The sequence below is a fragment of the Chlamydiota bacterium genome, from assembly GCA_012729785.1.
Lineage (GTDB): Bacteria > Auribacterota > Tritonobacteria > UBA1439 > UBA1439 > UBA1439.
Genome location: JAAYCL010000036.1, coordinates 21,519 through 43,836 on the forward strand (window position 1 = coordinate 21,519; position 22,318 = coordinate 43,836).

General features: G+C 68.9%; 20 protein-coding genes. 9 read left to right on the plus strand and 11 right to left on the minus strand.

Annotated elements, in window-relative coordinates:
• Positions 1-101 precede the first annotated feature (101 nt).
• From GXY35_08315 to GXY35_08325, 3 genes are all read right to left on the minus strand, one after another.
• Entirely contained in the window at positions 102-1,175 is a 1,074-nt protein-coding gene (locus GXY35_08315; GenBank protein NLW94579.1) for an SGNH/GDSL hydrolase family protein, read from the minus strand.
• Positions 1,176-1,320: 145 nt separating this feature from the next.
• Positions 1,321-2,157: an acyltransferase gene (locus GXY35_08320; protein ID NLW94580.1), complete on the minus strand. Its 837-nt coding sequence runs from the start codon at positions 2,155-2,157 to the stop codon at positions 1,321-1,323.
• 171 nt (positions 2,158-2,328) lie between these two features.
• Positions 2,329-2,652, minus strand: a complete 324-nt coding sequence (locus tag GXY35_08325; GenBank protein NLW94581.1) for a hypothetical protein — start codon at positions 2,650-2,652, stop codon at positions 2,329-2,331.
• A gap of 130 nt (positions 2,653-2,782) precedes the next feature.
• Here GXY35_08325 and GXY35_08330 point away from each other — a divergent pair, with 130 nt between their 5' ends.
• The 5 genes from GXY35_08330 to GXY35_08350 all read left to right on the plus strand — a co-directional run bounded on the left by GXY35_08330 (position 2,783) and on the right by GXY35_08350 (position 7,061).
• Positions 2,783-3,706: a DUF2877 domain-containing protein gene (locus GXY35_08330; GenBank protein ID NLW94582.1), complete on the plus strand. Its 924-nt coding sequence runs from the start codon at positions 2,783-2,785 to the stop codon at positions 3,704-3,706.
• The gene (locus tag GXY35_08335; GenBank protein NLW94583.1) at positions 3,703-4,473 is read left to right on the plus strand and encodes a cyclase family protein; all 771 of its coding nucleotides are present in this window, start codon (positions 3,703-3,705) and stop codon (positions 4,471-4,473) included. The genes GXY35_08330 and GXY35_08335 overlap by 4 nt, the downstream gene beginning before the upstream one ends.
• 83 nt (positions 4,474-4,556) lie before the next feature.
• Entirely contained in the window at positions 4,557-5,306 is a 750-nt protein-coding gene (locus GXY35_08340; GenBank protein ID NLW94584.1) for a nucleoside phosphorylase, read from the plus strand.
• Entirely contained in the window at positions 5,303-6,187 is an 885-nt protein-coding gene (locus GXY35_08345; protein NLW94585.1) for a carbon-nitrogen hydrolase family protein, read from the plus strand. The genes GXY35_08340 and GXY35_08345 overlap by 4 nt, the downstream gene beginning before the upstream one ends.
• 142 nt (positions 6,188-6,329) lie before the next feature.
• Complete coding sequence (locus tag GXY35_08350; protein ID NLW94586.1) at positions 6,330-7,061, plus strand: transposase; 732 nt, start codon at positions 6,330-6,332, stop codon at positions 7,059-7,061.
• A 231-nt stretch (positions 7,062-7,292) separates the two neighbouring features.
• Here GXY35_08350 and GXY35_08355 read toward each other — a convergent pair whose 3' ends face one another.
• Genes GXY35_08355 through fdrA form a run of 3 tightly spaced genes read right to left on the minus strand, consistent with a single transcriptional unit; the run spans position 7,293 to position 11,976 of the window.
• The gene (locus tag GXY35_08355) at positions 7,293-8,954 is read right to left on the minus strand and encodes a malonate decarboxylase subunit alpha (GenBank protein ID NLW94587.1); all 1,662 of its coding nucleotides are present in this window, start codon (positions 8,952-8,954) and stop codon (positions 7,293-7,295) included.
• Between the two features lie 27 nt (positions 8,955-8,981).
• Positions 8,982-10,406, minus strand: a complete 1,425-nt coding sequence (locus GXY35_08360) for a DUF1116 domain-containing protein (protein NLW94588.1) — start codon at positions 10,404-10,406, stop codon at positions 8,982-8,984.
• Positions 10,407-10,440: 34 nt separating this feature from the next.
• Entirely contained in the window at positions 10,441-11,976 is a 1,536-nt protein-coding gene (gene fdrA, locus GXY35_08365) for an acyl-CoA synthetase FdrA (GenBank protein ID NLW94589.1), read from the minus strand.
• A 192-nt stretch (positions 11,977-12,168) separates the two neighbouring features.
• Between fdrA and GXY35_08370 the strand changes: the two genes are divergently transcribed.
• The 4 genes from GXY35_08370 to GXY35_08385 all read left to right on the plus strand — a co-directional run bounded on the left by GXY35_08370 (position 12,169) and on the right by GXY35_08385 (position 16,966).
• Complete coding sequence (locus GXY35_08370) at positions 12,169-13,158, plus strand: BMP family ABC transporter substrate-binding protein (protein NLW94590.1); 990 nt, start codon at positions 12,169-12,171, stop codon at positions 13,156-13,158.
• Positions 13,159-13,374: 216 nt separating this feature from the next.
• Positions 13,375-14,928 carry an ABC transporter ATP-binding protein gene (locus GXY35_08375; protein ID NLW94591.1) on the plus strand — a complete coding sequence of 518 codons (1,554 nt, stop codon included), beginning with the start codon at positions 13,375-13,377 and terminating at the stop codon, positions 14,926-14,928.
• 2 nt (positions 14,929-14,930) lie between these two features.
• Positions 14,931-16,034, plus strand: a complete 1,104-nt coding sequence (locus GXY35_08380) for an ABC transporter permease (GenBank protein ID NLW94592.1) — start codon at positions 14,931-14,933, stop codon at positions 16,032-16,034.
• Positions 16,031-16,966: an ABC transporter permease gene (locus GXY35_08385; GenBank protein ID NLW94593.1), complete on the plus strand. Its 936-nt coding sequence runs from the start codon at positions 16,031-16,033 to the stop codon at positions 16,964-16,966. The genes GXY35_08380 and GXY35_08385 overlap by 4 nt, the downstream gene beginning before the upstream one ends.
• Before the next feature lie 28 nt (positions 16,967-16,994).
• On the opposite strand, the gene GXY35_08390 is transcribed toward GXY35_08385, so the two are convergent.
• The 5 genes from GXY35_08390 to meaB all read right to left on the minus strand — a co-directional run bounded on the left by GXY35_08390 (position 16,995) and on the right by meaB (position 22,315).
• Entirely contained in the window at positions 16,995-18,098 is a 1,104-nt protein-coding gene (locus tag GXY35_08390) for a rhodanese-like domain-containing protein (protein NLW94594.1), read from the minus strand.
• Positions 18,091-18,615: a YeeE/YedE family protein gene (locus GXY35_08395; GenBank protein NLW94595.1), complete on the minus strand. Its 525-nt coding sequence runs from the start codon at positions 18,613-18,615 to the stop codon at positions 18,091-18,093. The genes GXY35_08390 and GXY35_08395 overlap by 8 nt, the downstream gene beginning before the upstream one ends.
• 69 nt (positions 18,616-18,684) lie before the next feature.
• Positions 18,685-20,640 carry an MBL fold metallo-hydrolase gene (locus GXY35_08400; GenBank protein NLW94596.1) on the minus strand — a complete coding sequence of 652 codons (1,956 nt, stop codon included), beginning with the start codon at positions 20,638-20,640 and terminating at the stop codon, positions 18,685-18,687.
• Between the two features lie 335 nt (positions 20,641-20,975).
• On the minus strand, positions 20,976-21,380 hold the full coding sequence (mce, locus tag GXY35_08405; protein ID NLW94597.1) for a methylmalonyl-CoA epimerase: 405 nt from the start codon (positions 21,378-21,380) through the stop codon (positions 20,976-20,978).
• Positions 21,377-22,315, minus strand: coding sequence for a methylmalonyl Co-A mutase-associated GTPase MeaB (meaB, locus tag GXY35_08410; protein NLW94598.1), 939 nt, complete (start codon positions 22,313-22,315; stop codon positions 21,377-21,379). Before meaB ends, mce begins: the two co-directional genes overlap by 4 nt.
• Positions 22,316-22,318 lie beyond the last annotated feature (3 nt).

Sequence of the window (22,318 nt, forward strand, 5' to 3'; positions counted from 1 at the left end):
GTCGTCGTTTATGGGTTGTCGTTTATGGGTTGTCGGGGTGCTTTCGGGGGTGCGTTATGGAGTGGCGGGTAAGGGAGCACTTCTTAAGGAGTGCTCCCTCATTATTCCCCTTCCCCCTTGAGGGGGAGCCTGCCTGCCGGAAGGCAGGGGGTGGGGGGATAACAAAGCACCCCATAAGTGTCCCTTACGGTGGCGGCGGGCGGACGTCTTACCAGGTATCCGTTCTTGAGGATCGCCTCTGCCAGCACCTCGCCGCAGATGCGGTGCCCCGCCTCGTTGTAGTGCGCCCCATCGGGCAGCTTCAGCACGGTGCCCCTGCGCTCCTCCTCCCGTATCCGCAGGGGCACCTCGTCGATGAAGGGGATCTTCTCGCGACCGAATATTCGGCTGAACTGTTCGAAGCACGGGGGGTGAAGGTCCACGGGGAAGGCGATGACGTGCGTCGCCCCGGCCCGCCTCTTGATCTTCCCGATCAGCTCCTCGGTGACGGAGACGGAGCGCGCGAAATCGGGATACTCCATCCCCCGTGCCATCGGCCCTTCGACGCTGTGCAGGATCCCGTTCTGTGCAAGCAGGGCGCGCGCTTTTTCCAATCGGGTGATCAGCACGGAGCAGAGCCTCGAATGCGAAGCCAGGAACACCCGTACCCCCCCCGCTCGCCGTGGGAAGCGGTACTCGATCCTCCCGTGCACCCAGTAGGGGCGTATCAGGAGGTTGTTGTTGAAGTAGCTTGCGCGTTCGAGGTCCCACGAGTTGTTGATGAAGTCGTTATAACACACCTGCAGTATGATTAGGTCGGGCTTCACCCGATCGAGGTACCGGTCGAGCGCGAGGTATTCCTGGAGGGTCCCGTAGCCGCTTGCGCTGTAGGCGGAAATTCCGGCGCCGAGGGCGCGCCCGAGGACGGTGTAGTACAGCTTCTCCTCTGGGACGCCGACGCCCTGGGTGAAAGAGTCGCCGAGGACGAATATCCGCGGCGCGCGAGGGGAGGCCCCCTCTGATACCAGCTTCCCCCGCCAGCCGAGCACCGGATCGCACCGGGAATATTCCGAGAAGGAGAACGGAATGCCGTAGCGGTGGTAGTGACATGCCCGCAGCAGCACCTCCGCGGCGGCAAGGGTGACGACCGTGGAGATGGCCAGTGCATAGATCTTCGCGCGCGCGCAATGTTGCATTGGGTTACCGGCCGTGAACGCATTCATGGCGAGATGTGCACTCCCCGGCCCCGCTGCCCGGGGCGATCCCCCGCGCGCAAGGCTCGCGCGCGGGGCGGCGGTGCACAGGGACGCGGCGACGGGTCCCCCCCCCGCTGCTGCCGTGCTACGGCAGCTGCTTCACCAGGTCGCCGTAGGTGTCGGGACGGCGGTCGCGGAAGAACTGCCATTCGTCCCGGACCTCCCTGAGCAGGTCGAGGTCCATGTCCGCCACGACGATCTCGTCGCGGTCCTCTCCCCCCTGTGCGATGATCTTGCCGCGCGGGTCGCAGAAGTAGGAGGCGCCGTAGAACTTGCCGAAGTTCCACGGGGCCTCGACGCCGACGCGGTTGACGGCGCCGACGTAGATCCCGTTCGCCACGGCGTGCGCGGGCTGCTCGAGCTCCCAGAGGTGTCTGGAAAGGCCGCGGACGGTCGCGGAGGGGTTGAGGATGAGCCAGGCCCCGTGCAGGGCGAGGATGCGCGCCCCCTCGGGGAAGTGCCGGTCGTAGCAGATGTAGACGCCGATCGTCCCCACGGCGGTCTCGAATACCGGGTAGCCGAGATTGCCGGGCTTGAAATAAAATTTCTCTAAGAAACCGGGTTCGACGTTGGGGATATGGTTCTTGCGGTAGATCCCGACGAGCTTCCCGTCGGCGTCGATCACCGCGGCGGTGTTGTAGTAGACGCCGGTGATCGTGACCTCGTAGAGGGGGACGACCAGAACCATCCCGTGCTTCTTCGCCGCGGCCTGCATGCGCTTGACGGTGGGGCCGGGGATCGGCTCGGCGGTGCGGTACCAGCGCTTGTCGTGCTTGCTGCAGAAGTAGGGGCCGAAGAAGATCTCCTGGAGGCAGCAGACCTGCACGCCGCGTTTGGCGGCCTCGCCGATACGGGCGAGGTGCTTGCGCACCATCGCCTCCTTGATCGCGGCTAGCTCCCTGGAGACGTCGGCGGGCTTCATCTTCGAGATGTCCGCCGTGGGGGCCTTGACGTTCGATGCCTGGATGAGTCCACCCCGTACGATCATCGCATGAATCCTCCCCTGTCCGGTGTGCGTGTGCAACCGCGCCGCGGACGGCGCGCCGGGCCTGAACGTCGGATGCGCCGGCGTGTCACGCCGCGGCATGCGGCGTTACTCCTTGACGAAGAGGCCCTTGAAGAAGGCGCCTGTCTTTTTGCCGCCGTTGCCGAAGAAGGAACCGGTTTTCTTGGCGGCGTCCGTGAAGAACTCCCCGGTCCTGGAGCCGAGCTCCTTCGTGCCGTCCCATATCTTGGCCACCGGCGCCCTGTCCCCGGACGCGGCGGGGGGAGCGGGGACGACGGCCTCAGCGGATTCGGCGGCCGGAGGCGGGGAGGCGAGCTCCTGCGCGGGGGCGTCCGGGAGCGGCTGCGCAACGCCCGCGGACGGCAGCGCGAAGAGCGCCAGGGCGACGACGAAGAGGGAAACGGCTTTCATAACGGCCTCCTTGCGGGGAGGCGAGCCCCGCATATGTACGATAGCAGGTTGACCGTTCATGTCAACAGGGTTGTGGTCCCGACGCCTCCGGCCGTGGCGGAATCCGGGGCGGTGAGGTACCATAGCCGCCGTGAGAGCGATTCAGGCGGCGTCGATCGATCGCGAACTTGCAGGTGCGCTCCGCCGCGGGGGGCGTCGCGGCGAGGTTCTCTCCACGCACCGGAAGGCGGCGTATCTGGCGGCGCAGGACGGGCGGCTGGTTGTCCTTGCGGGAGAGGAGGCCGGCAACGGCCCCGGGTTTGTCGTCGTGCCGGGCGTCTCCTCGTTTGCCGCGGGGCCGGGTGCGGTGGTCCCGGGCGAGCCGTGGGAGGCGGCAGGGTCGCTCCTGGTCGTCGGCGGGGGGCGGCTGGGGATCGAAACGGAGGGGGCCACGGCGTGGGATGCCGAATTGCGAATCCTCCCGTTACGAAATGGTGCCCGGGAGCGGGCGGATGCGGCGCTCGAAATCGCGCAGGCGGGGCGTCCCGCGGGGGCGCTCGGCGCGCTCATCGGCGATCTCGCCGCGATCGCCGCGGGGGGGACGCCGCGCGGGTGCGGCACGGTCGAGCGGAGGGTCCGCCTGCTCGCGGACGCCCTCGCGGCGGGGAGCGGGGTCGCGGCCGCCGCGTCCGCCCTCGTCGGCCTCGGGGACGGGCTCACCCCCTCCTGCGACGATCTGCTCGCCGGTCTCGCCGGGACGCTTCGACTCTTCTCCGGGGACCGGCGCCACGGGGCGTGGGCGCGCGGCGCGCTCGCGGCGGTCGCCGTGTCGGTCGAGGAGGCGGGAAGCCGTACCACCCCCGTCTCCCGGCATTTCCTGCGGGCGGCGGCGCGCGGGCGCTTCGCGGAGCGGCCGAAAAATCTTCTCGAGGCGGTGCGCGGCGGCGGCGAGAAAACGGTGGCGGAGGCGGCGGTTCGGATGCTACACTGTGGAGCCACGTCGGGCGCGGACCTGGTCTTCGGCGTCGCGCTGGGGTTTCTCGTCCTGTCCCGCCGCGAAAAGGAGGGGTTATGAAACTGAAGATGTACGATCTGACGCAGCCGCTGAGCGACCTCACCCCCGCCTGGCCGACCTACGAGCCGCTGCAGGTGAAGTTCTTCAAGCGCCTCGCTCCCAACGGCGCCAACGGACAGCTCGTGACGCACTCCAACCACGTGGGCACCCACCTCGACGGCTCCCTGCACTTCTGCACGCACGGCCGCGACATCGCTTCGATCCCGCTCGAGGAGCTCGTGAGCGACGGCGTGATCGTGGACCTGAGCGACATCGCCGAGGACTACGGCATCTACACCTCCAAGCAGATCACCGACCGGGTCGAGGTGCGGAAGGGCGATATCCTGATCATCAACACCGGGTACCATCGGTACGCGTGGGACCAGCCTGCGGCCGACGAGGTCCGCTACATGGTGAAGCACCCGGGCCCGCAGCGGGAGTTCTCGCGCTGGTGCCAGCAGATGAAGTTCAAGTGGATCGGGGTCGACTGCGGCTCGGCGGACCACCCGATGAACACGAAGATACGCGAGTGGATGCCGAAGCAGGCCGCCGAGTGCGAGGCGTACTTCCAGAAGAGGTACGGCAAGTCCATCGACGACCTGTTCCCGCCAGACCATTACCAGCTGATGCACATCGACCTCTTCCCGCAGGACATCATCCACGCCGAGAATCTCGGCGGGGAGATCGACAAGGTGCTGAACCGCCGGATGGTCATCGGCTGCTTCCCCTGGCGCTGGGTCGGCGGGGAGTCGTCGATCTGCCGCATCGTGGCGTTCGACATGAAGTAGCGGGCCCCCTGATCCGTTCCACTCCTTCCCCGAGCGGGGGGACATGGCGCGGACGGAGGCGTGCGAGAGAAGGAGGATCCACGATGAGCAAGAAGCAGCACCATATCGACTGCGGCCCCGGCGACGTCGGACGGTATGTCCTGCTCCCCGGCGATCCCGGGCGCGTGCCGGTGATCGCGGCGCATCTGAAGAACGCGGCCATGGTGGCGCAGAACAGGGAGTACACCACCTATACCGGCGAGGTGGACGGGGTGCGGGTCTCCGTGACCTCCACGGGGATCGGCTGCCCCTCGGCGGCGATCGCGGTCGAGGAGCTCGCCCGCATCGGCGCCGACACCTTCATCAGGGTCGGGACCGCGGGGGCGCTCCAGATGAACGTGGCCCTCGGCGATCTGGTGATCTCCACCGCGACGGTGCGCGACGACGGGACCTCGCGGCAGTACCTGCCGCGCTCCGTGCCCGCGGTGTCGGATTTCCACCTCACGATGGCCCTCTGGGAGGCGGCGCGCAAGCTCGGCCACCGCGCCCATCTCGGCGTGACGCAGACGAAGGACGCCTTTTACACCGAGGAGGACGACCCGACGCTGCCGCGCTACGAGGAGATCCAGCGCGAGTGGAAGGCGTACCAGAAGGCCAACGTGCTCGCCTCCTCGATGGAATCGTCCGCGATCTTCAGCGTCGCGATGATCCGAAAACTCCGCGCCGCGGAGATCCTCGCGGTCATCGGCTCCACCTACTCTGGCGAGATGATCGTCAAGAAGGTCGGGATCGATGAGATGATCGCCACGGCAATCGAGGCGATCCGCATCATCGCCGCGCGGGATTCGAAATGAAGCGCATCGTCGCCGCGGGCGTGCAGATCGCCGTGCACCCCAACGACCCCGCCGCCAACATCGCGAAGGCGGCGGCGTGGCTCCGCCGGGCGTGCGCGGAGGCGCGACCGGACCTCGTGGTCTTCCCCGAATCGGTGACGACCGGCTTCGCCCCGGCCCTTTCCCCGCGCGAGCTGCATCGCCTCGTGGACCGCATCCCCGGCCGCCTGACGGCGGAGATGCAGCGGCTCGCCCGCCGGCACCGCGTCCACATCGTCTGGCCCACCTACGAGCGGGGGGAGAAGCCGGGGATCGTCTACAACAGCGCCGCCCTCATCGGCCCCGACGGGAAGATCATCGGGGTCTACCGGAAGACGCACCCGTTTCCCACCGAGCGGCTCGCGGGCGGCGGGTGGACGACCCCGGGCGTCTCCGCGGAGGTCTACGAGACAAAGATCGGCGCGGTCGGGATGGTCATATGCTACGACGGGGATTTCCCGGAGCTCGTCCGCCTGCTTGCCGTGAAGGGGGCGGAGATCGTCGTCCGGCCGTCGGCGTTCATGCGGAGCTTCGACATCTGGGAGATCACCAACTGCGCCCGCGCCTACGACAACCACGTCTACTGGGTCGCGGTGAACGCCGTCGGCTTCGACGCGGCCGGCAACCACTACTCCGGCGGCAGCATGATCGTGAGCCCGATCGCCAGGAAGCTGGCGCAGGCGAGGGGAGGGGAGGAGATCATCTTCGCGGAGCTCGACCCGGACCCGATCCGGCACCTGACCTACGGGAGCACGGCGCCGATGTGCTTCGACCACCTCGAGGACCGCAATCTCGCCGCCTACGACGGCGTTCTTGCCCCCGCCCGGAGCCGCTTCAAGCCCGCCCGGCGCATTAAATACTGAAGTATCGGGGCATCGGGGTCGGACCACGTTATCTTATTGGCGTCGCATGAGTTAGGTTGAATCAAAAGCTTAAAAAAGGCCTTAGACGCGTTTTTTGCCCCTGTTTTCAGCGTATAAGCACTCGCTCTAGAGGGGGTGCGCTATGCCACGCGCGAGCAGGTATATCCTGCCAGGGCATCTGTATCATATCACGCATCGATGTCACAACCGCTCCTTCCTTCTGAAGTTTTCCGTGGATCGCAACTATTACAGAGCATGCCTGCGCGAAGCGGCCCATCGGTATAAAGTATCCATACTCGGCTACTGCATTACGCGCAACCATATCCACTTGATAGTGTGCTGCCTCCGCCCTCATTCGATCAGCCGTTTCATGCAGTTCGTGGAAGGGCGGAGCGCCCAGCAATACAATACGAGGAAAAAACGGAAGGGCGCATTCTGGGAGGACCGATATTTCTGCACAATGATTCAGAATGGCAGATCTCTTTGGAATTGCCTGCGTTACATAGACTTAAACATGATGCGTGCCGGGGTCGTTCTACACCCCAGCGAATGGGTATGGTGCGGCTACAGCGAGTTCATGGGGCTTCGGGTAAGATACCGGATCCTGGATATACCCACGCTCCTTGTAATGCTCGGCTTTTCTGACGTCGAGAACGCAAGAAAATTTTACAGGGAAGATATAGCGCTGCATAGTGCCGCGGGAGATATGAAACGCCGGCCTGTGTGGACTGAAAGTCTTGCGGTTGGAGACAGGGCTTTTGTGGCCGCCATGAAGAAACGCATCCCCCGCATGAGAACCTATTCCACGAAAGACGAGACATTTGCGGGAGCGGATATTTGGAGTATCAAGGAGAAGAAGCGCCCTTACACTTGATTTTTAGGGGTCAAAATCGCTTCTAAGGCCCTTTTTAGGGCCTAAAAATGCTGTAACACGTTCTTGTCGTGATAGATATCGTGGTCCGACCCCAAACCATAGTGGAGGAGCCGCTCCGGAGTCCCCTGCTGTTGCTCTTCAATTCAGTGCGGGGAATCTATCCGGCGTCCGTTGCTTCCGGCGGCGTTTAGATCCTTATCATATTTCGGCAGAGAGAGTTGTATACAACGTCTACAGGAAGCAGGCGGGGGGTTTGTAGAGGCCCCCGGAGGCCTTCACGAGGTCGTCGATCGTCTCGGCGGCGAGAAGGTCGTGCCGTGCGTCTGCAGGTTTGAGGCCGATGTCCTCGGGGTAGAGGACGATCTTTTCGGCCCGCAAACGCTCTGTCTCCGCTTTCTTCTCCTTCCTGCCCAGCGGGGTGTCCCCGGCGACGGAGCGGATGGCGGCCCGGCGGACGGATATGTCCGGGCAGCGGTGGAGCACGGCGATCCCCTTCTCCGTGACGATGTGCGTGATCTCGTCGCCGTAGAGCATCACGGGGGGGAGGGGGAAGAGCCCCTGCGTGTGGAGCTTCTCGGCGTCGAGGTGCTCGATGAACACCGGAATCCCCTTCTTCTCGCTCACGGTGGGGGTGAGCTGAACCACGAGCTTCCGGCCGCGCGCGAGCCCCCCGGCGCTGCGGATCGACCCCTCGTCCTCGGCTCCCGCCTTCAGCCAGGAGTCGCTCACGTGCCGCCTCCCCCGCGCGTTGCTCCCGAGGTTGGGGGCGCCTCCGAAGCCCGCGATGCGGCTCATCGTGGCGGTCGAGCTGTTCCCGTTTTCGTCGATCTGGAGCGTCATCCCGACGAACATGTCGCTGGCGTAGATCCCGGCCACCTGCGAGAGCAGGCGGTTGGAGCGCAGGCTGCCGTCGCGGCCGTTGAAGAAGATGTCGCTGCGCTCGCGGATGTACCCCTCCATCCCCGGCTCGCTCCCGAACGAGTGGACGCTCTTGACGAATCCCGCCTCGATCGCCGGGATGAGGGTGGGGTGGGGATTGAGGATCCAGTGCGTACACGCCTTCCCCTTGAGGCCGAGCGTTTCGCCGTAGGTGGGGAGCAGGAGCTCGATCCCGCAGGTCGTGTAGCCGATCCCGTGGTTCAGGCTCCCGACCATGTACGGGGCGTAGATCCCCTTCATGGCGAGCATCCCGATGAGGATCTGGAGCTGGGTGATCTTGGCCGGGTCGCGCGTGAAGAGCGGCTCGATGTAGGGCGAACTGCCGCAGGGGATGACGTAGTCGACCCGGTCCCCCGGGATATCCACGCGCGGGAGCCGCGAAACGATCTCCCGCACCTGCGCGATGACGATCCCCTGCCGGAACGCCGCGGCCTCCACGATCGTCGGCGTCTCCTCGGTGTTGTAGCCGGTGTAGAGGTTCCCGTCGGCGTCGGCGAGTTCCGCCGCCACGAGCGCGACGCGCGGGGTGAGGTCCACGAAGTAGCGGCCGTACAGCTCGAGGTAGGTGTGGATGGCGCCGATCTTCACCTTCTTCTCGTTTGCGATCCGGGCGATCTCCTTGGCCTGGGGCCCCGAGAAGGCGAAGTCGAGCTTCTCGGCGATACCGCGGTCGAAGACCGCGACATGTTCCGGCAGGACGATCGACGACTGGACCATGTGGAGGCGGTTGATCCTGGCCGGGTCGAGGCCCGCGAGCGTCGCGGCCAGGAACGCCGCCTGCTTCTGGTTGTCGCCCTCGATAGTCACCCGGTCGCCGGGGCGCAGCACCGCGTAGAGCAGCCCCGCGGCGTTGGCGGGGGGGACGATCTTGGCGCCTCCCGCGAGGAGCGGGCGGGCGGCGGCGAGGCGTTGTTCACGGTCGCGGGCGAGCGTGCGGTAGTCTTTCGGGGTCATCTCCTGCAGGATCTCCTTGGACGGCGCTCAGGGGGCGTATCGCTCGGCGAACGCCGCGAGGGCCCGGCGAAAGAGGTCCGGATCGGCCCGGAGCAGCCCCGCGCCGATCTGGCCGATCCCCGGCTTCCGGTGGGCGACGCCGGTGTTGATGACCGGGGTGATGCCGGTCTCGACCACCTTGCGGATATCCACCCCCGCCGGGGTGCCGCGGAAGTCGAGCGTGGGGAGCAGAAAGTCGCGGTGTTCCGCCCAGGTGATCTCGTACATCTCGCGGGTGTAGCGGACCGCGTCGGCGGGGGACCCGCCGACGAACTTCACGATCGCCGGCGCCGCCGCCATCGCCATCGCCCCGACCGCGCCCGTCTCCGTGATGGTGCTGTCGCCGAGGTCCCGGCAGCCGTCGGCGGCGGTGAAGCCCGGGAAGTAGAGCCCCTTCGGCTCCCCGGCGGGGGCGGTGAACCACCGGTCCCCGAGCCCCGCGACGCGGATCCCGATCTCGACGCCGTTGCGCGCCATCGCGCAGACGATCGTCGATCCCTCGAGCCCCTTCACCGCGTCCGCGGTCGCCTTCGAGGCGGGCATCGTCAGGTTGAGGAAGAAATGGTCGTTGCCGGTGATGAAGGAGAAGATCTCCGCCGCCGTCTTCTTGTCGATGCCGGTCGCCAACAGGTGCGGGGTGATGAGGCGCAGGAAGAGGCTCGTCCCGGCGACGTTCCGGTTGTGGCACTCGTCGCCCATCATCAGCGCCTGCGCCATGAGGGACTTGAGGTTGATCCCCCCCGCGCGCCGCACCGCCTCCGCGAGCGCCGGCGCGAGGACGGTCTCCATCCACTTCAGGCGCGCGAGCACCTCCGGATCGTTGGCGCCGAAACGGAGCACCTTGCCGAGCCCCTCGTTGAGCGTCGTGTAGGCGGTGTTCCCCGCGGTCTCATTCCGGACGCAGAAGACCCACATCGAGGGGGAGACGACCCCCGCCATCGGGCCGACGGCGGAGTGGTGATGGCAGGGGGAGAAGTCGATCTTGCCGCTCCCGGCGAGCCGTTCGGCCTCCGCGATGTCGCGCGCCTTCCCCTCGTAGACGAGGGCGCCGGCGACGGCCCCGCGCATCGGCCCGCACATCGCCTCCCACGCGATCGGGGGGCCGGCGTGCAGGATGGTGCGGTCGGTCATCCCCGGGATCACCTCGCGCGCGGGCCGGATGTCCACAAGGACCGGCTGGGCGCCGAGCATGATCTCGACGGCCCGGTCGTTGGACTTTTTGATGGCCTCGGCGATCGGGGCCAGGGAGTCGAGGAAGGCCAGGGATTCGGGGTCGCCGCCCGCGGGCGGCTTCCAGTCCACGTGGATCGCGCGCGCCCCCTGTTGGAGGATCGCCGCGGTGAACGACTCGAGCCCCATGCCGATGACGGCGGGCTTCCCTTCGAGGAGGTTGCCGGCGGTCTGTCTGTTCATCCGTGTTCCATCCTATGGGCGCCGTGCGCCCGGGTCAGCGGGAGACGATGAGGCCCGCGAGACGCGCCGCCTCCGCATTGGTCTCCGTTACGATGACGCCCGCCTGTTCGAGCGCGGCGCGCTGGCGGGAGCGACACTGCGGGTCGGCGTCGGTGCCGGTGACGGAGGCGACGAACGCGATCCGCCTCTTCCCCGCGCGGGCCTGCGCCGCCTCGATCGCCGGGACGAGCGCCCCCGCGGGGTCGGGGTGCGCGCCGTATCCGAGCACGACGTCGAAGAGGATCAGCGCGGTTTCCGGATCTCCCGCCTCCCGTACGATCCGCTCGCATCGCAGTGTGAAATCGATCATCGGGTGCGGCCGCCCCCGGGTGAATTCGTCGTCGCCGAGATCGACGAGGCAGTGCCCCACGCTCACGGCGGCGTCCGCGAGCTTCATCTCCGGGACGAGCGGCGTGTTCGACCGGCAACGGCCCACCGACTCGTTCAGCACGAGGAGCGCCTCGTCGGTGAGCGTGCCGCCGGAGAAGAGGCCTCGGATGTACCGCTGCCCGGGATCGAGCATCCGGCGCGTCTTCTCCGCCCGCCGCGCGAAGGCGTCAGAAATACCTGCGCGGGGAGGCGCCTTCCCGCCCGCTGCCTCGACCGCGGCGAGCGCCGCCGACTCGAGCGTGGGGCAGAAGCGGAGGCCGCGCGCCTCCACCTCGGCCGGGTCGCCATTCATGAAACAGACGATCGCCGGCGTGGCACATTTCGCCGCATGGTCGAGGACCCTGGCCGCGACCGACCGGTCGGGGGGCTTGGAGACGAGGACGATCAGCTTCGTGGCGGGGTCCGCGTCGAGGAGGTCGATGCCCCTGCACATGCTGATGCCGCCCACCTCCTTCCCCAGGTCGCGCCCGCCGAGCCCGATGGCGTGGCTGATCCCGAGGCCGCGGTTCGAAACGATGCAGCTCACCTCCTGGATCCCGGTGCCGGCCGCCCCGACGATGCCGACGGGGCCGCGGTTCACGACGTTGGCGAAGCCGAGCGCGACGCCGCCGATGATCGCCGTGCCGCAGTCGGGCCCCATCACGATGAGGCCGAGCCGGTCGGCTTTCCGTTTCAGGGCGACCTCGTCCTCGATCGGCACATTGTCGCTGAAGATCATCACGTGCATCCCGCGGTCGAGCGCCGCCTCGGCCTCGCGGCGCGCGTAGGGGCCGGGAACGGAGATGAAGACGAGGTTCGCCTCGGGCAGCGCCCTGGCGGCCGCGGCGAGGGAGGGCGGGGCCGCCTGCGCGTCGCCGGGCGCGGCCTGGGGGCGGGAGAGGAGGAACTCCTGTACCGCGGCCGCGGCGCTCTCCGCGCGGGCCTCATCCTCGGCGCGGACGGCGATGATCAGATCCATCGGCCCGGCGGCGGCCCCGGCGTCGTCGAGGACGCCGGAGGCGGCGAGGAGCTCCTTGTTGGCGTCGGTCCCCATCATCGCCGAAACCTCGCCGGCGCCCGACGCCTCCTTCGCGCGGGCCGCGATGGACATCAGCATCACCGAGTCCACGTAGCGGTTGGGTATCACGATGTTCCGGAGCATCCCTGCCTCCCCTCTGAAAGGACGGCCGGAGTATAGGAAAAACGGTGGAATTTGCGCAAGCGTAAACTGGCTTCGTGACCTAGCCGCGGCGGCCTGTGTTATACTACGCGCACACGCCGTCGCCGGAGGGGAGGCGCAGCGCCCGCCGTCCCCCCCGGGGGGGCGGTGCGGCCTTTCGGGGGAGGTGCGACGATGAGGTGCGGGGCGGGTTCGATCGTTGCCGTCCTCGCCGCGGCGCTCGCCGGCTGCGGGGGGGAGGCGCCGAGCGATGCGGGGAAGACGAGGGTCGCCGCGGTCTTCGCGACGCCGATCGAGGAGCCGTGGGACGGGTGCATCCACCAGGCGCTGCTGCGCGCGAAGAGGGAACTCGGGGTGCACTACGAGTGGGCCGAGTCGGTCGCGAACCCCGATTTCGAGCGGGTGGTGCGGGAGTTCGCAGGGCGCGGCTTCGACCTGGTCATGGGCGACGCGTTCGGGTCCGAGGAGGCGGTGCGCCGCGCGGCGAAGGATTCTCCCAAGACCGCCTTTCTGTTCGGATCCGGCCTCAAGCCCCAGGCCCCCAACTTCTCCGTCTTCGACAACTGGATCCACGAGCCCGCCTACCTCTCGGGGATGATCGCCGGGAGACTCACGAAGACGAACTGCATCGGCGCGGTGGGGGGCTACTCGGTCCCGGAGGTGAACCGGCTGCTGAACGCATTCTTCTCCGGCGCCCGTTCGGTGAATCCCCAGATCAGGCGGAAGGTCGTCTTCATCAACTCCTGGTTCGACCCGCCGAAAGCCAAGGAGGCGGTCTTCGCGCAGGCCGCGCTCGGCGCGGACGTTTTCTTCGGGGAGCGCTACGGCGTGATCGAGGCGTGCCGCGAGAAGGGCCTCCTCGCCTTCAGCAACATGCAGCCGCAGGCGGCGCTCGCCCCCGACACCGTCGTGACCGGGCCGGTCTGGGACATGTGGCCCACCGTGCGCGAGGCGATCGGCCGGGTCAGGGGCGGGAGGTGGATCGCGCAGGACTTCGCAGAATGGACGATGATGCGGAAGGGCGGCGCCTCGCTCGCCCCGTACCACGACTTCGAGAAGAAGCTCTCCTCCGAGATCCTCCAGATGGTCGCGGAGAAACAGCGCGAGATCCTGGAGGGCCGCTTCACCGTCCCGGTCGATGAGCAGATCCCCGTGTCGGATTGACAACTGTTGGGGGCGGACCACGGTATCTGATTGCAGCTGTATATGTTAGGACTAATCCAGGCCTTACAAACGGCCTTAGAAGCGATTTTTAACCCTGAAAATGCATTCTAAGGGGAATATACACCGATGCGCATAAGCCGATAGATCCCTTAGAGGCTGAAAACAGGCCCCAAAATCGCTTCTAAGGCCCTTTTTAGCGCATGAAATATACCTAACATGTTGCAGAACAATAAGATATCGTGGTCCGACCCCGAATATCTTGTGGAGATGCGGGGGATTGTCAAGCGGTTCTACGGCAGGGCGGTCAACGATCGCGTCGATCTCACCCTGCGCAAAGGGGAGGTGCTCGCCCTCCTCGGCGAGAATGGGGCGGGGAAATCCACGCTCGTCAAGATCCTCTACGGACTCTACACGCCCGACGCGGGGCGACTGGCAGTCAGGGGGCGCCCCGCCTGCATCAGATCCCCGAGGCACGCCATCTCTCTCGGGATCGGCATGGTGCACCAGCATTTCACCCTCGTCTCCGAGCTCACAGTCGCCGAGAACATCGCCCTCTGCGCCCCGCCCGCCCGCCGCGGCGTCCTCCTAGACCTGGCGGGAGTGGAGCGGCGCGTCCGGGATATCTCCGACCGGTACGGCATCCGGGTCGACCCGACGGGGAGGGTGGGGGAACTCTCCGTCGGGGAGCGCCAGCGGGTCGAGATCCTCAAGGCCCTCGCGGGCGGGGCGGAGATCCTCGTCCTCGACGAGCCGACCGCGGTCCTCACGCCGGGCGAGGCGGCGGAGCTGTTCGGCGTCATCGAATCGCTGAAACGCGGTGGGGCGGGGATCGTCCTCATCAGCCACAAGCTCGAGGAGGTGATGGCGGTCTCCGATCGCGTGACGGTGCTGCGCGGGGGGCGGGTCGTCCTCGACACCGACACCCGGCGCACAGACGTCCGGGCGCTCGCGGCGGCCATGATGGGGCGGGAGACGCCGGCGCCGTCGCGGCGCGCCGCGCGGAAGCCGGGGCGGCCGGTCCTCGATGTCAGGGGGCTGCGGGCGCGCGGCGCGCAGGGGCACGAGGCCCTCAGGGGCGTTTCGTTCACCGTCCGGGAGGGGGAGATCGTCGGCCTCGCCGGGGTCTCCGGGAACGGCCAGCGCGAGCTGGCGGAGATCCTCTCGGGCCTGCGCCCCGCCTCGGGGGGCGAATTCCTCCTGCGCGGCGTCGGGATGCGCGGGGCGACGCCGCGCCGGCTCGCGATGCGCGGGGTCGGGAGGATCCCGGAGGACCGGATGGAGACCGGGGCGATACTCGACCTGTCCCTGAAGCAGAACCTGATCCTGGAGCGGTACCACCTCGCCCCGTTCTCGAAACGGTACCGACAGGTGCCGGGGGAGATCGACGCGTGCGCCGAGCGCCTTGTCGCGGAGTACCGTATCGCGGCGCACTCGATTGAGATCGAACTGCGCACCCTCTCCGGGGGGAACATCCAGAAGGCGATCCTCGCGCGGGCGCTGGATCCCCGCCCGTCGCTCATCCTCGCCGCCCAGCCGGTGCGGGGGCTCGATGTGGGGGCCGCGGCGTTTGTCCATCGGAGGCTTCTCGATGAGAGGGACCGCGGCGCGGCGGTGCTGCTCATCTCCGAGGACCTCGACGAGATACTCCTGCTCGCCGACACGATCGGGGTGATCTACCGGGGGGAGCTCCTGCGCGTCTGCCCGAGGGGGGAGATCGACCGCGATCGCATCGGCATGCTGATGGCGGGCGTGCGGGAGGGGACGCGATGAGACTGCGTCTCGAGAAGCGGCAACCCCTCCCGTTCGGGGCGCGGCTGGCCCTTCCGTTCGTCGCGGTGGCGATCTCCTTCGCCCTCTCCTTCGTCTTGATCCTCCTCGCGCAGGCAAACCCGTTCACCGTCTTCTACTACATCCTCCAGGGGGCGCTCGGGTCCCGGACCGGGTTGGCCGAGACCGCGGTGAAGGCCACCCCGCTCGTGCTCACCGGCCTCGCGGCCGCCGTGGCGTTCAAGGCCCGGTTCTACAATCTGGGGGGCGAGGGCCAGCTCTACCTGGGCGCCCTCTGCGCCGCGGTGCTCGGCCTCCGCCTCGCGATCCCGCGCCCGCTCGCCGTGCCGGCGATCATGGCCGCCGGCTGCGCCGCCGGCGCCGCCTGGGCGCTCTGCGCCGGCGTCCTGAAGGCGCGCTGCAGGGTGGACGAGGCGGTGGTCACCCTCCTCTCGAACTACATCGTCATCTGCGTCGTCTCCGCCCTCCTGGACGGCCCGCTGAAGGATCCGCGCACCATGTGGCCGAACTCGCCCCCGATTCTCGACTGCGCCCGCTACCCGATCCTGCTGGCGGGGACGCGGCTGCACGCGGGGGCGCTCGCGGCGCTCGCCGCGGCCGCGGCGGTCCGGTGGATGATGAAGCGGTCGGTGCTCGGGTTCGAGATCGCGGCGGTCGGGGCGAACCCGGCGGCGGCCGCGTACGCGGGTATCCCGGTCCGTCGCACCGTGGTGCTCGTCTCCCTCGTGAGCGGGGGGCTCGCCGGGCTGGCCGGGACCGGGGAGGTGCTCGGCCTCCACTACGACCTCGTCGAGAAGCTCTCGCCCAACTACGGCTACGCGGGCATCGTGATCGCCATGCTGGGGGGGCTCGACGCCTTCGGGGTCGTCTGCGCCGCGATCCTGTTCGGGGTGCTCATCACCGGCGCGGAGCTGATGAGCCGCTACACCGGCGTCCCGGTCTTCCTCGCGGACGTGATCCAGGGGATCGTGCTGCTCGTGATGTGCGCGGTCTTCGTCCTCACGAACTACCGGGTCAGGGTGACGCGCTGTGGGGAGAAGTCCCCGGTGTGCAACGCGCGGGGCGCGGCGGAAGGGGGCGCGCGATGACGGAGATGCTCACGGCGGCGTTCCTCTCCGGCCTCCTCGCGGCGATGCTGCGGATGGCGACGCCGATCCTCTACGCGGCGCTGGGAGAGTGCCTCTCGGAGCGGTCGGGGGTGCTGAACCTCGGGATCGAGGGGATCATGTTCTTCGGCGCCCTCGCCGCCTTCCTGACGGCCCGCCAGACCGGCGACCTTTCGCTGGCCGTCGCCGCCGCCTTCTCCAGCGGCGCCCTCCTGGCCCTCGTGCACGCGGCGCTCACGGTCTCCCTCGGCGTCTCCCAGCACGTGAGCGGCCTCGGGCTGACCATCTTCAGCTCCGGTCTCGCCCTGTTCGTCTACCGTCTGGCCGTCGGGACCCCCGCGACGCCGCCGCAGGTCGAGCCGTTCGAAATCGCGCGGGTGCCGTTGTTCGCCTCGATCCCGTTCGTCGGGCCGGTCCTGTTCCAGCACTATCTCCTCACGTACCTCGCCGTCCTCCTCGTGCCGATTCTGATGCTGGTGATCGGGCGGACGCACTGGGGGCTTGCGCTCCGGGCGACCGGGGAGAACCCGGAGGCGGCGGACGCGATGGGCGTGGACGTCTTTCGCGTCCGGTACGTCAGCGTCGTCCTCGGCGGGGGGCTGATGGCGGTCGGCGGCGCCTTTCTCTCGATCGCCCAGTTCAACATGTTTCTGCCGGGGATCGTCGCGGGGCGCGGTTGGATCGCGCTCGCGCTCGTGGTCTTCGGGAAATGGCGGCCGGGAAGGATCCTCTTCGGGGCGCTGCTCTTCGGCCTGATCGACGCGCTCCAGCTGCGCCTCCAGGCGGCCGGCGCCGCCCTGCCGTACCAGTACCTCCTGCTCCTCCCGTACCTCGTGACGATCCTGCTCCTGGCCGCCTTCGCGCGCGACCCGGCGTACCCCGGGGCGCTGCTGCGGGCGTACCGGCGGGAGTAGGGGGGGCGCCCGCGTCTGGCGCGGCGGGTCAGCGGGCGAGGAAATAACTCCGCCATGCGGAGATCTTCGCGGCCGTTCCGGGGGAAACCGGCTCCTCGCGGAGGGAGGCGGGCTTCAGGCAGCGCGCGATGAAGCCGCCGAGGCCGTCGGTGAGGATATGGACATTCCGGTAGCCGATCCGGGAAAGGGCGTCGCGGGCCTGGGCGGGGTGCGTCATCCCGTTGGAGTAGAGGACGATCGTCCCCCGGTTTTTCCAGGGGGCGAGGATGGCCGGGAGGCGCTGCAGCTCGATATTCTCCGCGCCGCGGATCCGGAACAGGCGGTACTCGTCGGCGGGGCGCAGATCCGCGAGGAAGAGCTCCGCCTCCCCCGCGAGCAGCCGGTCGGCGAGCTCCTCGGGCTCGATATGGTCTTCCCCCTCCTCGATCGCCGCCAGCAGCGACGCCTCCGTGCCCGCCGTCGGCGGGAGGGCGAGGGAGAACGCCCACGCGACGAGGAGGAGGCAGAGGCTGAAGATCGTCAGGAACGGCGAGAAGAGGTAGCGCCCCCGCCCCGCGACGCGTCGTTCGAGGTACTCGGCGGTCCAGAAGCTGAGCACCGCGACGGTCGTGAAGGCGAAGATGAAGATCGACTTGGGGACGCCCAGCGAGTCGTAGACGAATCGGACGCCGCGGTCCCCCGTCGACAGGAGCGGCGCGACCGTTTCGTAGGTCTCGTTGAACAACATCGAGCCCGCGAGGGCGCCCGCCAGGAAGACGAGGGCGTCGAGTTTCCCTGAGACGCACCCCGCGGCGGCGGTGCCGGGGCACCAGCCGCCCAGCACGAACCCGACGCCGAAGACGAGTCCCCCGACCACCTGCGCCCCGTAGACGGTGGGCAGCAGGTGCAGCCCCTCCGTCCGCACCCAGCCGAACGCCTCGAGGTAGGCCAGGCCCAGCATCGCGGTGATGAGGGCGGTGAAGATGACCTTGATGACGGCCATGTCGCGGAAATAGAAGATCCCGGAGAGCCGGCGCGAGCTGCCGAAGCCGGCCGCCTCGAGGAAGAAGCCGAAGAAGACGCCGATCAGGGCGGCGAGGGCGAAGGCGCGCGTCGAGTCGAGCAGGCCGGCCTCGAAGCAGGTCTCAATCATCCCACTGCCCCCTCGCGATGCGGGCGGCGGCGTAGCCGCCCGCGAAGACGCAGACCATGAAGACCATGCTCCCCGTCAGGAGGAGCGCCCCGCCGGTGAGCGCCTGCCCGGAGGTGCAGCCCGAGGCGAGGCGGCTCGCCCAGCCGGCGAGCACGCCGCCGGCGAAGGCCGACAGGACCCTCCGGGAAACCGAACAGGCGCGGCCGCGTTCGAGGCGAAGGGAGAAACGGCGCGCGGTGAAGGCGGAGAGCGCCCCGCCCAGAAAGACGCCCCCGAGCATGAAGACGAGGTAGTAGCGCAGCGGCCGCGGGCCCCAGGCGCCGAAGTAGGCGCTCGCCTCCACGCGCGCGGGGTCGGCGAGGCGCTCGAGGTAGGCCGCGGCCCTGGCGATCCCGCCGGAGGCGCCCAGGCCCGCCCCGAGCGTGAGGAACGACCCAAGGAGCGTGACCCCGAGCATGATCCCGGCGACGTACGGGTTCATGTACGCACCGCGACGGGGCCTCTGCGTTCGTTCCATCCGTCGTCTCCCGTTGTTCCGCCCCCGCCGCGGCGCAGACGTCCGTTCAATCGGCCTGCGGGGCGGACCCTAGCAGCCGGCGCTCCTCTTCTTCGTCTTCGGCGCCGGCGTCGGAACGCCGGCCGGCGAGGCGGCGGGGGGAGGGGCCGCCCCCGGGGCCGCGTTCCAGCTCCCCGCCATCGAATCGTCCCAGTAGCGGGAGAGGCCGCCGTGGAGCACCTTGATCGGGCGCTTGGTCTTCTGCGACAGGATCCCCCCCGCCGCCATCGCGAGCGTTCCGTCCCTGTCCACGACGACGAGCGGAACCGTCCCCGCGAGGAACGCCGGGTCGGCGATCAGGTCGGCGATGTCGACGTTTTTCGACCCGGGGAGGTGGTAGTCGGAGAACTGCGCGACGGGCCTGATGTCCACGAGCTCGAAGGTCCCGGGAAGGTCGGCGATCATCCGGTGCAGATCGAGGGGGGAGATCCGCTCGGGCAGGCGCACGGCCCTGACCGGCCCCGGGGCGGCCCCGCCGCCGGCGCGCTCGGCCCCGATCGTCGGGAGGCCGGCCTCGACCCACGCCTCGGAGCCGCCCGTCATGCTGGAGACTTTGGTGAAGCCGTTCCGCGCAAGCACGCCGGCCGCCATGCTCGACCGGTAGGCCGAGTTGCAGACCGCCACGACCGGCTGCGACGGGTCGAGCTTCGCGGAGAGCTCGGCCAGGTGCGTGAGGGGGAGGTTGATCACGTTGCCGATTCTGGACGCCATCCACTCGTTCGGGAGGCGGACATCGACGACGATCGGCGCGGTGCCCGCTCGCATCGCCGCGTGCAGCTCGGCGGGGGAAATGAGGGCGCTCGCGGCCACGGGGAGCCCGGCCGCCTTCCACGACTCCATCGTGACGATGCCGGCGCGGTAGCCGACGCGGTGGAGGCGGCGGAGCGCCTCCGCCAGTTCGCCGCGGCTGCCGCAGAGGATCAGCCGCCCCTTCTCCATCGTCTCCCACGGCACCATGGTCCCCGTCCAGGTCTCGAACCGGCCGCGAAGGGCGATATTCAGGGAGTTGGGGATGTGCGCGCGGGCGTGGTCGGCGGCATCGCGGAGATCCACCACGAAGAACTCCGACGGGTCCGCGAGGGCGGGGCCGGGCGGCGTCTCGGGGGGCAGCGGGGCGTCCCATTCGACGAGCGGGGGGCCGGTCCGGTTGAGGCGGGCGTTGTGGGCGAAGTACCGCGGCGCCTCGGGGAGCCCCTCGAGGACGGCGGCGATGAAGTCGCTCCTGAAGGCGTGGCGCAGGTACGGGTTCGACTGTTTCTCGGCCCCGATCGTCGAGCTCGGGTCGTCGCTCAGGTGCGCGCCACAGAGCGAGCCGGCGCCGTGCGCGGGGAGGACGCGCGCGGCGTCCCCCGCCTTCGAGAGCTTCTGCGTCCACGAGTCGTACAGCATCGAGGCGAGCGCCGCCGCCGACATCGTCCCCTCGAGGAGGTCCGGCCTCCCGACGCTCCCGACGAAGAGCGTGTCGCCGGTGAAGATCGCCTCCGGCTGCGCGCCGCTCTCGGGGCCGAAGACGTAGCCGCACATTCCGTCGGGGGTGTGCCCCGGCGTCGTGACCGCCTGGACCCGGGCCGCGCCGACCCGTATCTCGGAGCCGTCCGAGAGCGGCTGGAACGGGTAGCCGGCGCCGCTCTCCTTGTTCGCGTAGACCGGGCAGTTCGCGCGCGCGGCGAGCTCGAGGTGCCCGGCGACGAAGTCGGCGTGCGAGTGCGTGAGGAACACCCCCGCGATCTCCGCCTCCGCCGCCCGCGCCGCCTCGAGGTGCGCGTCGACGTCGCGCCCCGGGTCCACGACGAGCGCCTTCCCGCCGCTGACGAGCAGGTAGGAGTAGTGCGAGAGGACGCCGAGCTTGAACTGGAGGATCTCGAAACCCGGGTGCCGGTACGTCTCGATGAGCTCGTAGCGCGCCGACGCGTCGTCGTGGGCGAGGGCCTCGGCGTCCTTCTCCGCCAGGCGCGCGTGCGCGGGCGCCGCGGAGGAGACGGCCATGAGCAGGAGCGCACAGATCGTGTTCTTCATCGTCACCTCCGTATACCATCAGTATGCCACGCGTGGGCGCCTCTGTCCCCGGAGGGTTCGAAGCGCTCCGCGGGTTCGCGGCCGGCGTGCCGAGCGGGAAAGGACCCCGCCGCCCCGACACAATCGGCGGAAAACGCGCCGCCGAGCCGGCGGACCCTCCGCCGCCCGCTCCGGCCGCCGGAGGGGGATGCCGCGTGCGCTCCGTTGATCGGGCGCAACGCCGGCGCCGGGTGCGCGGCGTCGGGGTCGCGTACCTATCGCGCGGCATGGTGCCTCGAGTCCGAGGCGCCGGGCCTTCCGAGGCGTCATGTGAGCGGCTGGCAGATCTCGATCAGAACCCGTCCGGCGGAGGAGGGGTGGATGAACGCGACCTCGTACTCCCCCGCGCGCGGCGTCGGGGTTTCGTTGACGAGCACCAGGCCGGCGGCCTTCAGGGCGGCGAGCGCGGCGCGGATATCGTTCGTCGAGAGGGCGATATGGTGGATCCCCTCGCCGCGCTTCTCGATGAATCGGGCGATCGGGCTGTTGTCGCCGAGCGCCTCGAGGAGCTCGATCTTCGTCCCCCCGACGCGGATCATCGCCACGCGCACCTTCTGCTCGGGCACCTCCGCGATTTCGATCTCCCGGAGGTGGAGAATGTCCCGGTAGAGCGGCAGCGAGGCCTCGATGCTCCGCACCGCGATCCCGATATGGTCGACCGATTCGATCATCGCGCCGCATCCTCCCCGGCGATCCGCTCCGCGAGCGTGTACGGGTCCGTTTCGCCCGCGAGCATCCGCGCCGCGAGCGCATCGAGGGCCTCCTCGTCCGGGACACGCGCGGCGACACGCCGCATGAGCCGTTCCCGGACGAGTTCGAGGAGCCGCTCCTTGAACTGCGCGCGGCGTTTCGCGGCCGCGATTCCGCGCCCCTCCGCGAAACGGCGGTGGGCGTCGAGCGCCGCGTCGAGCGCCTCCAGGCCGCGCCCCTCCAGGGCGACGGTCTGCACGAGCGGGACGGTCCAGTCCTCGCCCGGGCGGAGCGAGAGCATCATCTCGAGGGCGGAGGCGGCATGGGCGGCTTCGGGGCGGTCGCCCTTGTTGAGCACGACGATGTCGGCGATCTCCGTGACCCCCGCCTTGATCGCCTGGATCCTGTCGCCCGCGCCGGGGGCGCAGACGAGGATCGTGGTGCAGGCGAGCCGCGACACCTCGATCTCGCTCTGCCCGACGCCGACGGTCTCGACGAAGACGATTTCGCAGCCCCACGCCTCGAGGACCCGCACCGCCTCCGCCGCGCCGCGGCTCAGCCCCCCCGTTCGGCCGCGGTTCGCCATGCTCCGGATGAACACCCCGGGATCGGCCGCGTGCCGCTGCATCCGCACGCGGTCGCCGAGGACCGCCCCGCCGCTGAACGGGCTCGAAGGGTCCACGGCCAAAACCCCCACGACGGCGCCGCGCCCGCGTCGGAGCGCCACGAGACGGTCGACGAGCGTGCTCTTCCCCGCGCCGGGGGGGCCGGTGACGCCGACGACATAGGCGGCCTTCGCCCGGCGGTAGAGCGTCTTCATCTCGGCCGCGGCGCGCGGGTCGCCGTCCTCGATCCAGGAGAGGAGGCGGCTCGCGGCGCGGGGGTTTCGATCGAGCACCTGTGCGGCGACATCCATCGG

Coding starts and splice junctions, on each gene's coding strand:
- GXY35_08395 (NLW94595.1), bottom strand. CDS start 18,615: ATGGAACGAACGCAGAGGCCCCGTCGCGGTGCGTACATGAACCCGTAC.
- fdrA (NLW94589.1), bottom strand. CDS start 11,976: ATGCTCCGGAACATCGTGATACCCAACCGCTACGTGGACTCGGTGATG.
- GXY35_08335 (NLW94583.1), top strand. CDS start 3,703: ATGAAACTGAAGATGTACGATCTGACGCAGCCGCTGAGCGACCTCACC.
- GXY35_08355 (NLW94587.1), bottom strand. CDS start 8,954: ATGACCCCGAAAGACTACCGCACGCTCGCCCGCGACCGTGAACAACGC.
- GXY35_08315 (NLW94579.1), bottom strand. CDS start 1,175: ATGCAACATTGCGCGCGCGCGAAGATCTATGCACTGGCCATCTCCACG.
- GXY35_08340 (NLW94584.1), top strand. CDS start 4,557: ATGAGCAAGAAGCAGCACCATATCGACTGCGGCCCCGGCGACGTCGGA.
- GXY35_08390 (NLW94594.1), bottom strand. CDS start 18,098: ATGATTGAGACCTGCTTCGAGGCCGGCCTGCTCGACTCGACGCGCGCC.
- mce (NLW94597.1), bottom strand. CDS start 21,380: ATGATCGAATCGGTCGACCATATCGGGATCGCGGTGCGGAGCATCGAG.
- GXY35_08325 (NLW94581.1), bottom strand. CDS start 2,652: ATGAAAGCCGTTTCCCTCTTCGTCGTCGCCCTGGCGCTCTTCGCGCTG.
- meaB (NLW94598.1), bottom strand. CDS start 22,315: ATGGATGTCGCCGCACAGGTGCTCGATCGAAACCCCCGCGCCGCGAGC.
- GXY35_08370 (NLW94590.1), top strand. CDS start 12,169: ATGAGGTGCGGGGCGGGTTCGATCGTTGCCGTCCTCGCCGCGGCGCTC.
- GXY35_08360 (NLW94588.1), bottom strand. CDS start 10,406: ATGAACAGACAGACCGCCGGCAACCTCCTCGAAGGGAAGCCCGCCGTC.
- GXY35_08375 (NLW94591.1), top strand. CDS start 13,375: ATGTTGCAGAACAATAAGATATCGTGGTCCGACCCCGAATATCTTGTG.
- GXY35_08400 (NLW94596.1), bottom strand. CDS start 20,640: ATGGCCGTCTCCTCCGCGGCGCCCGCGCACGCGCGCCTGGCGGAGAAG.
- GXY35_08345 (NLW94585.1), top strand. CDS start 5,303: ATGAAGCGCATCGTCGCCGCGGGCGTGCAGATCGCCGTGCACCCCAAC.
- GXY35_08385 (NLW94593.1), top strand. CDS start 16,031: ATGACGGAGATGCTCACGGCGGCGTTCCTCTCCGGCCTCCTCGCGGCG.
- GXY35_08350 (NLW94586.1), top strand. CDS start 6,330: ATGCCACGCGCGAGCAGGTATATCCTGCCAGGGCATCTGTATCATATC.
- GXY35_08320 (NLW94580.1), bottom strand. CDS start 2,157: ATGAAGCCCGCCGACGTCTCCAGGGAGCTAGCCGCGATCAAGGAGGCG.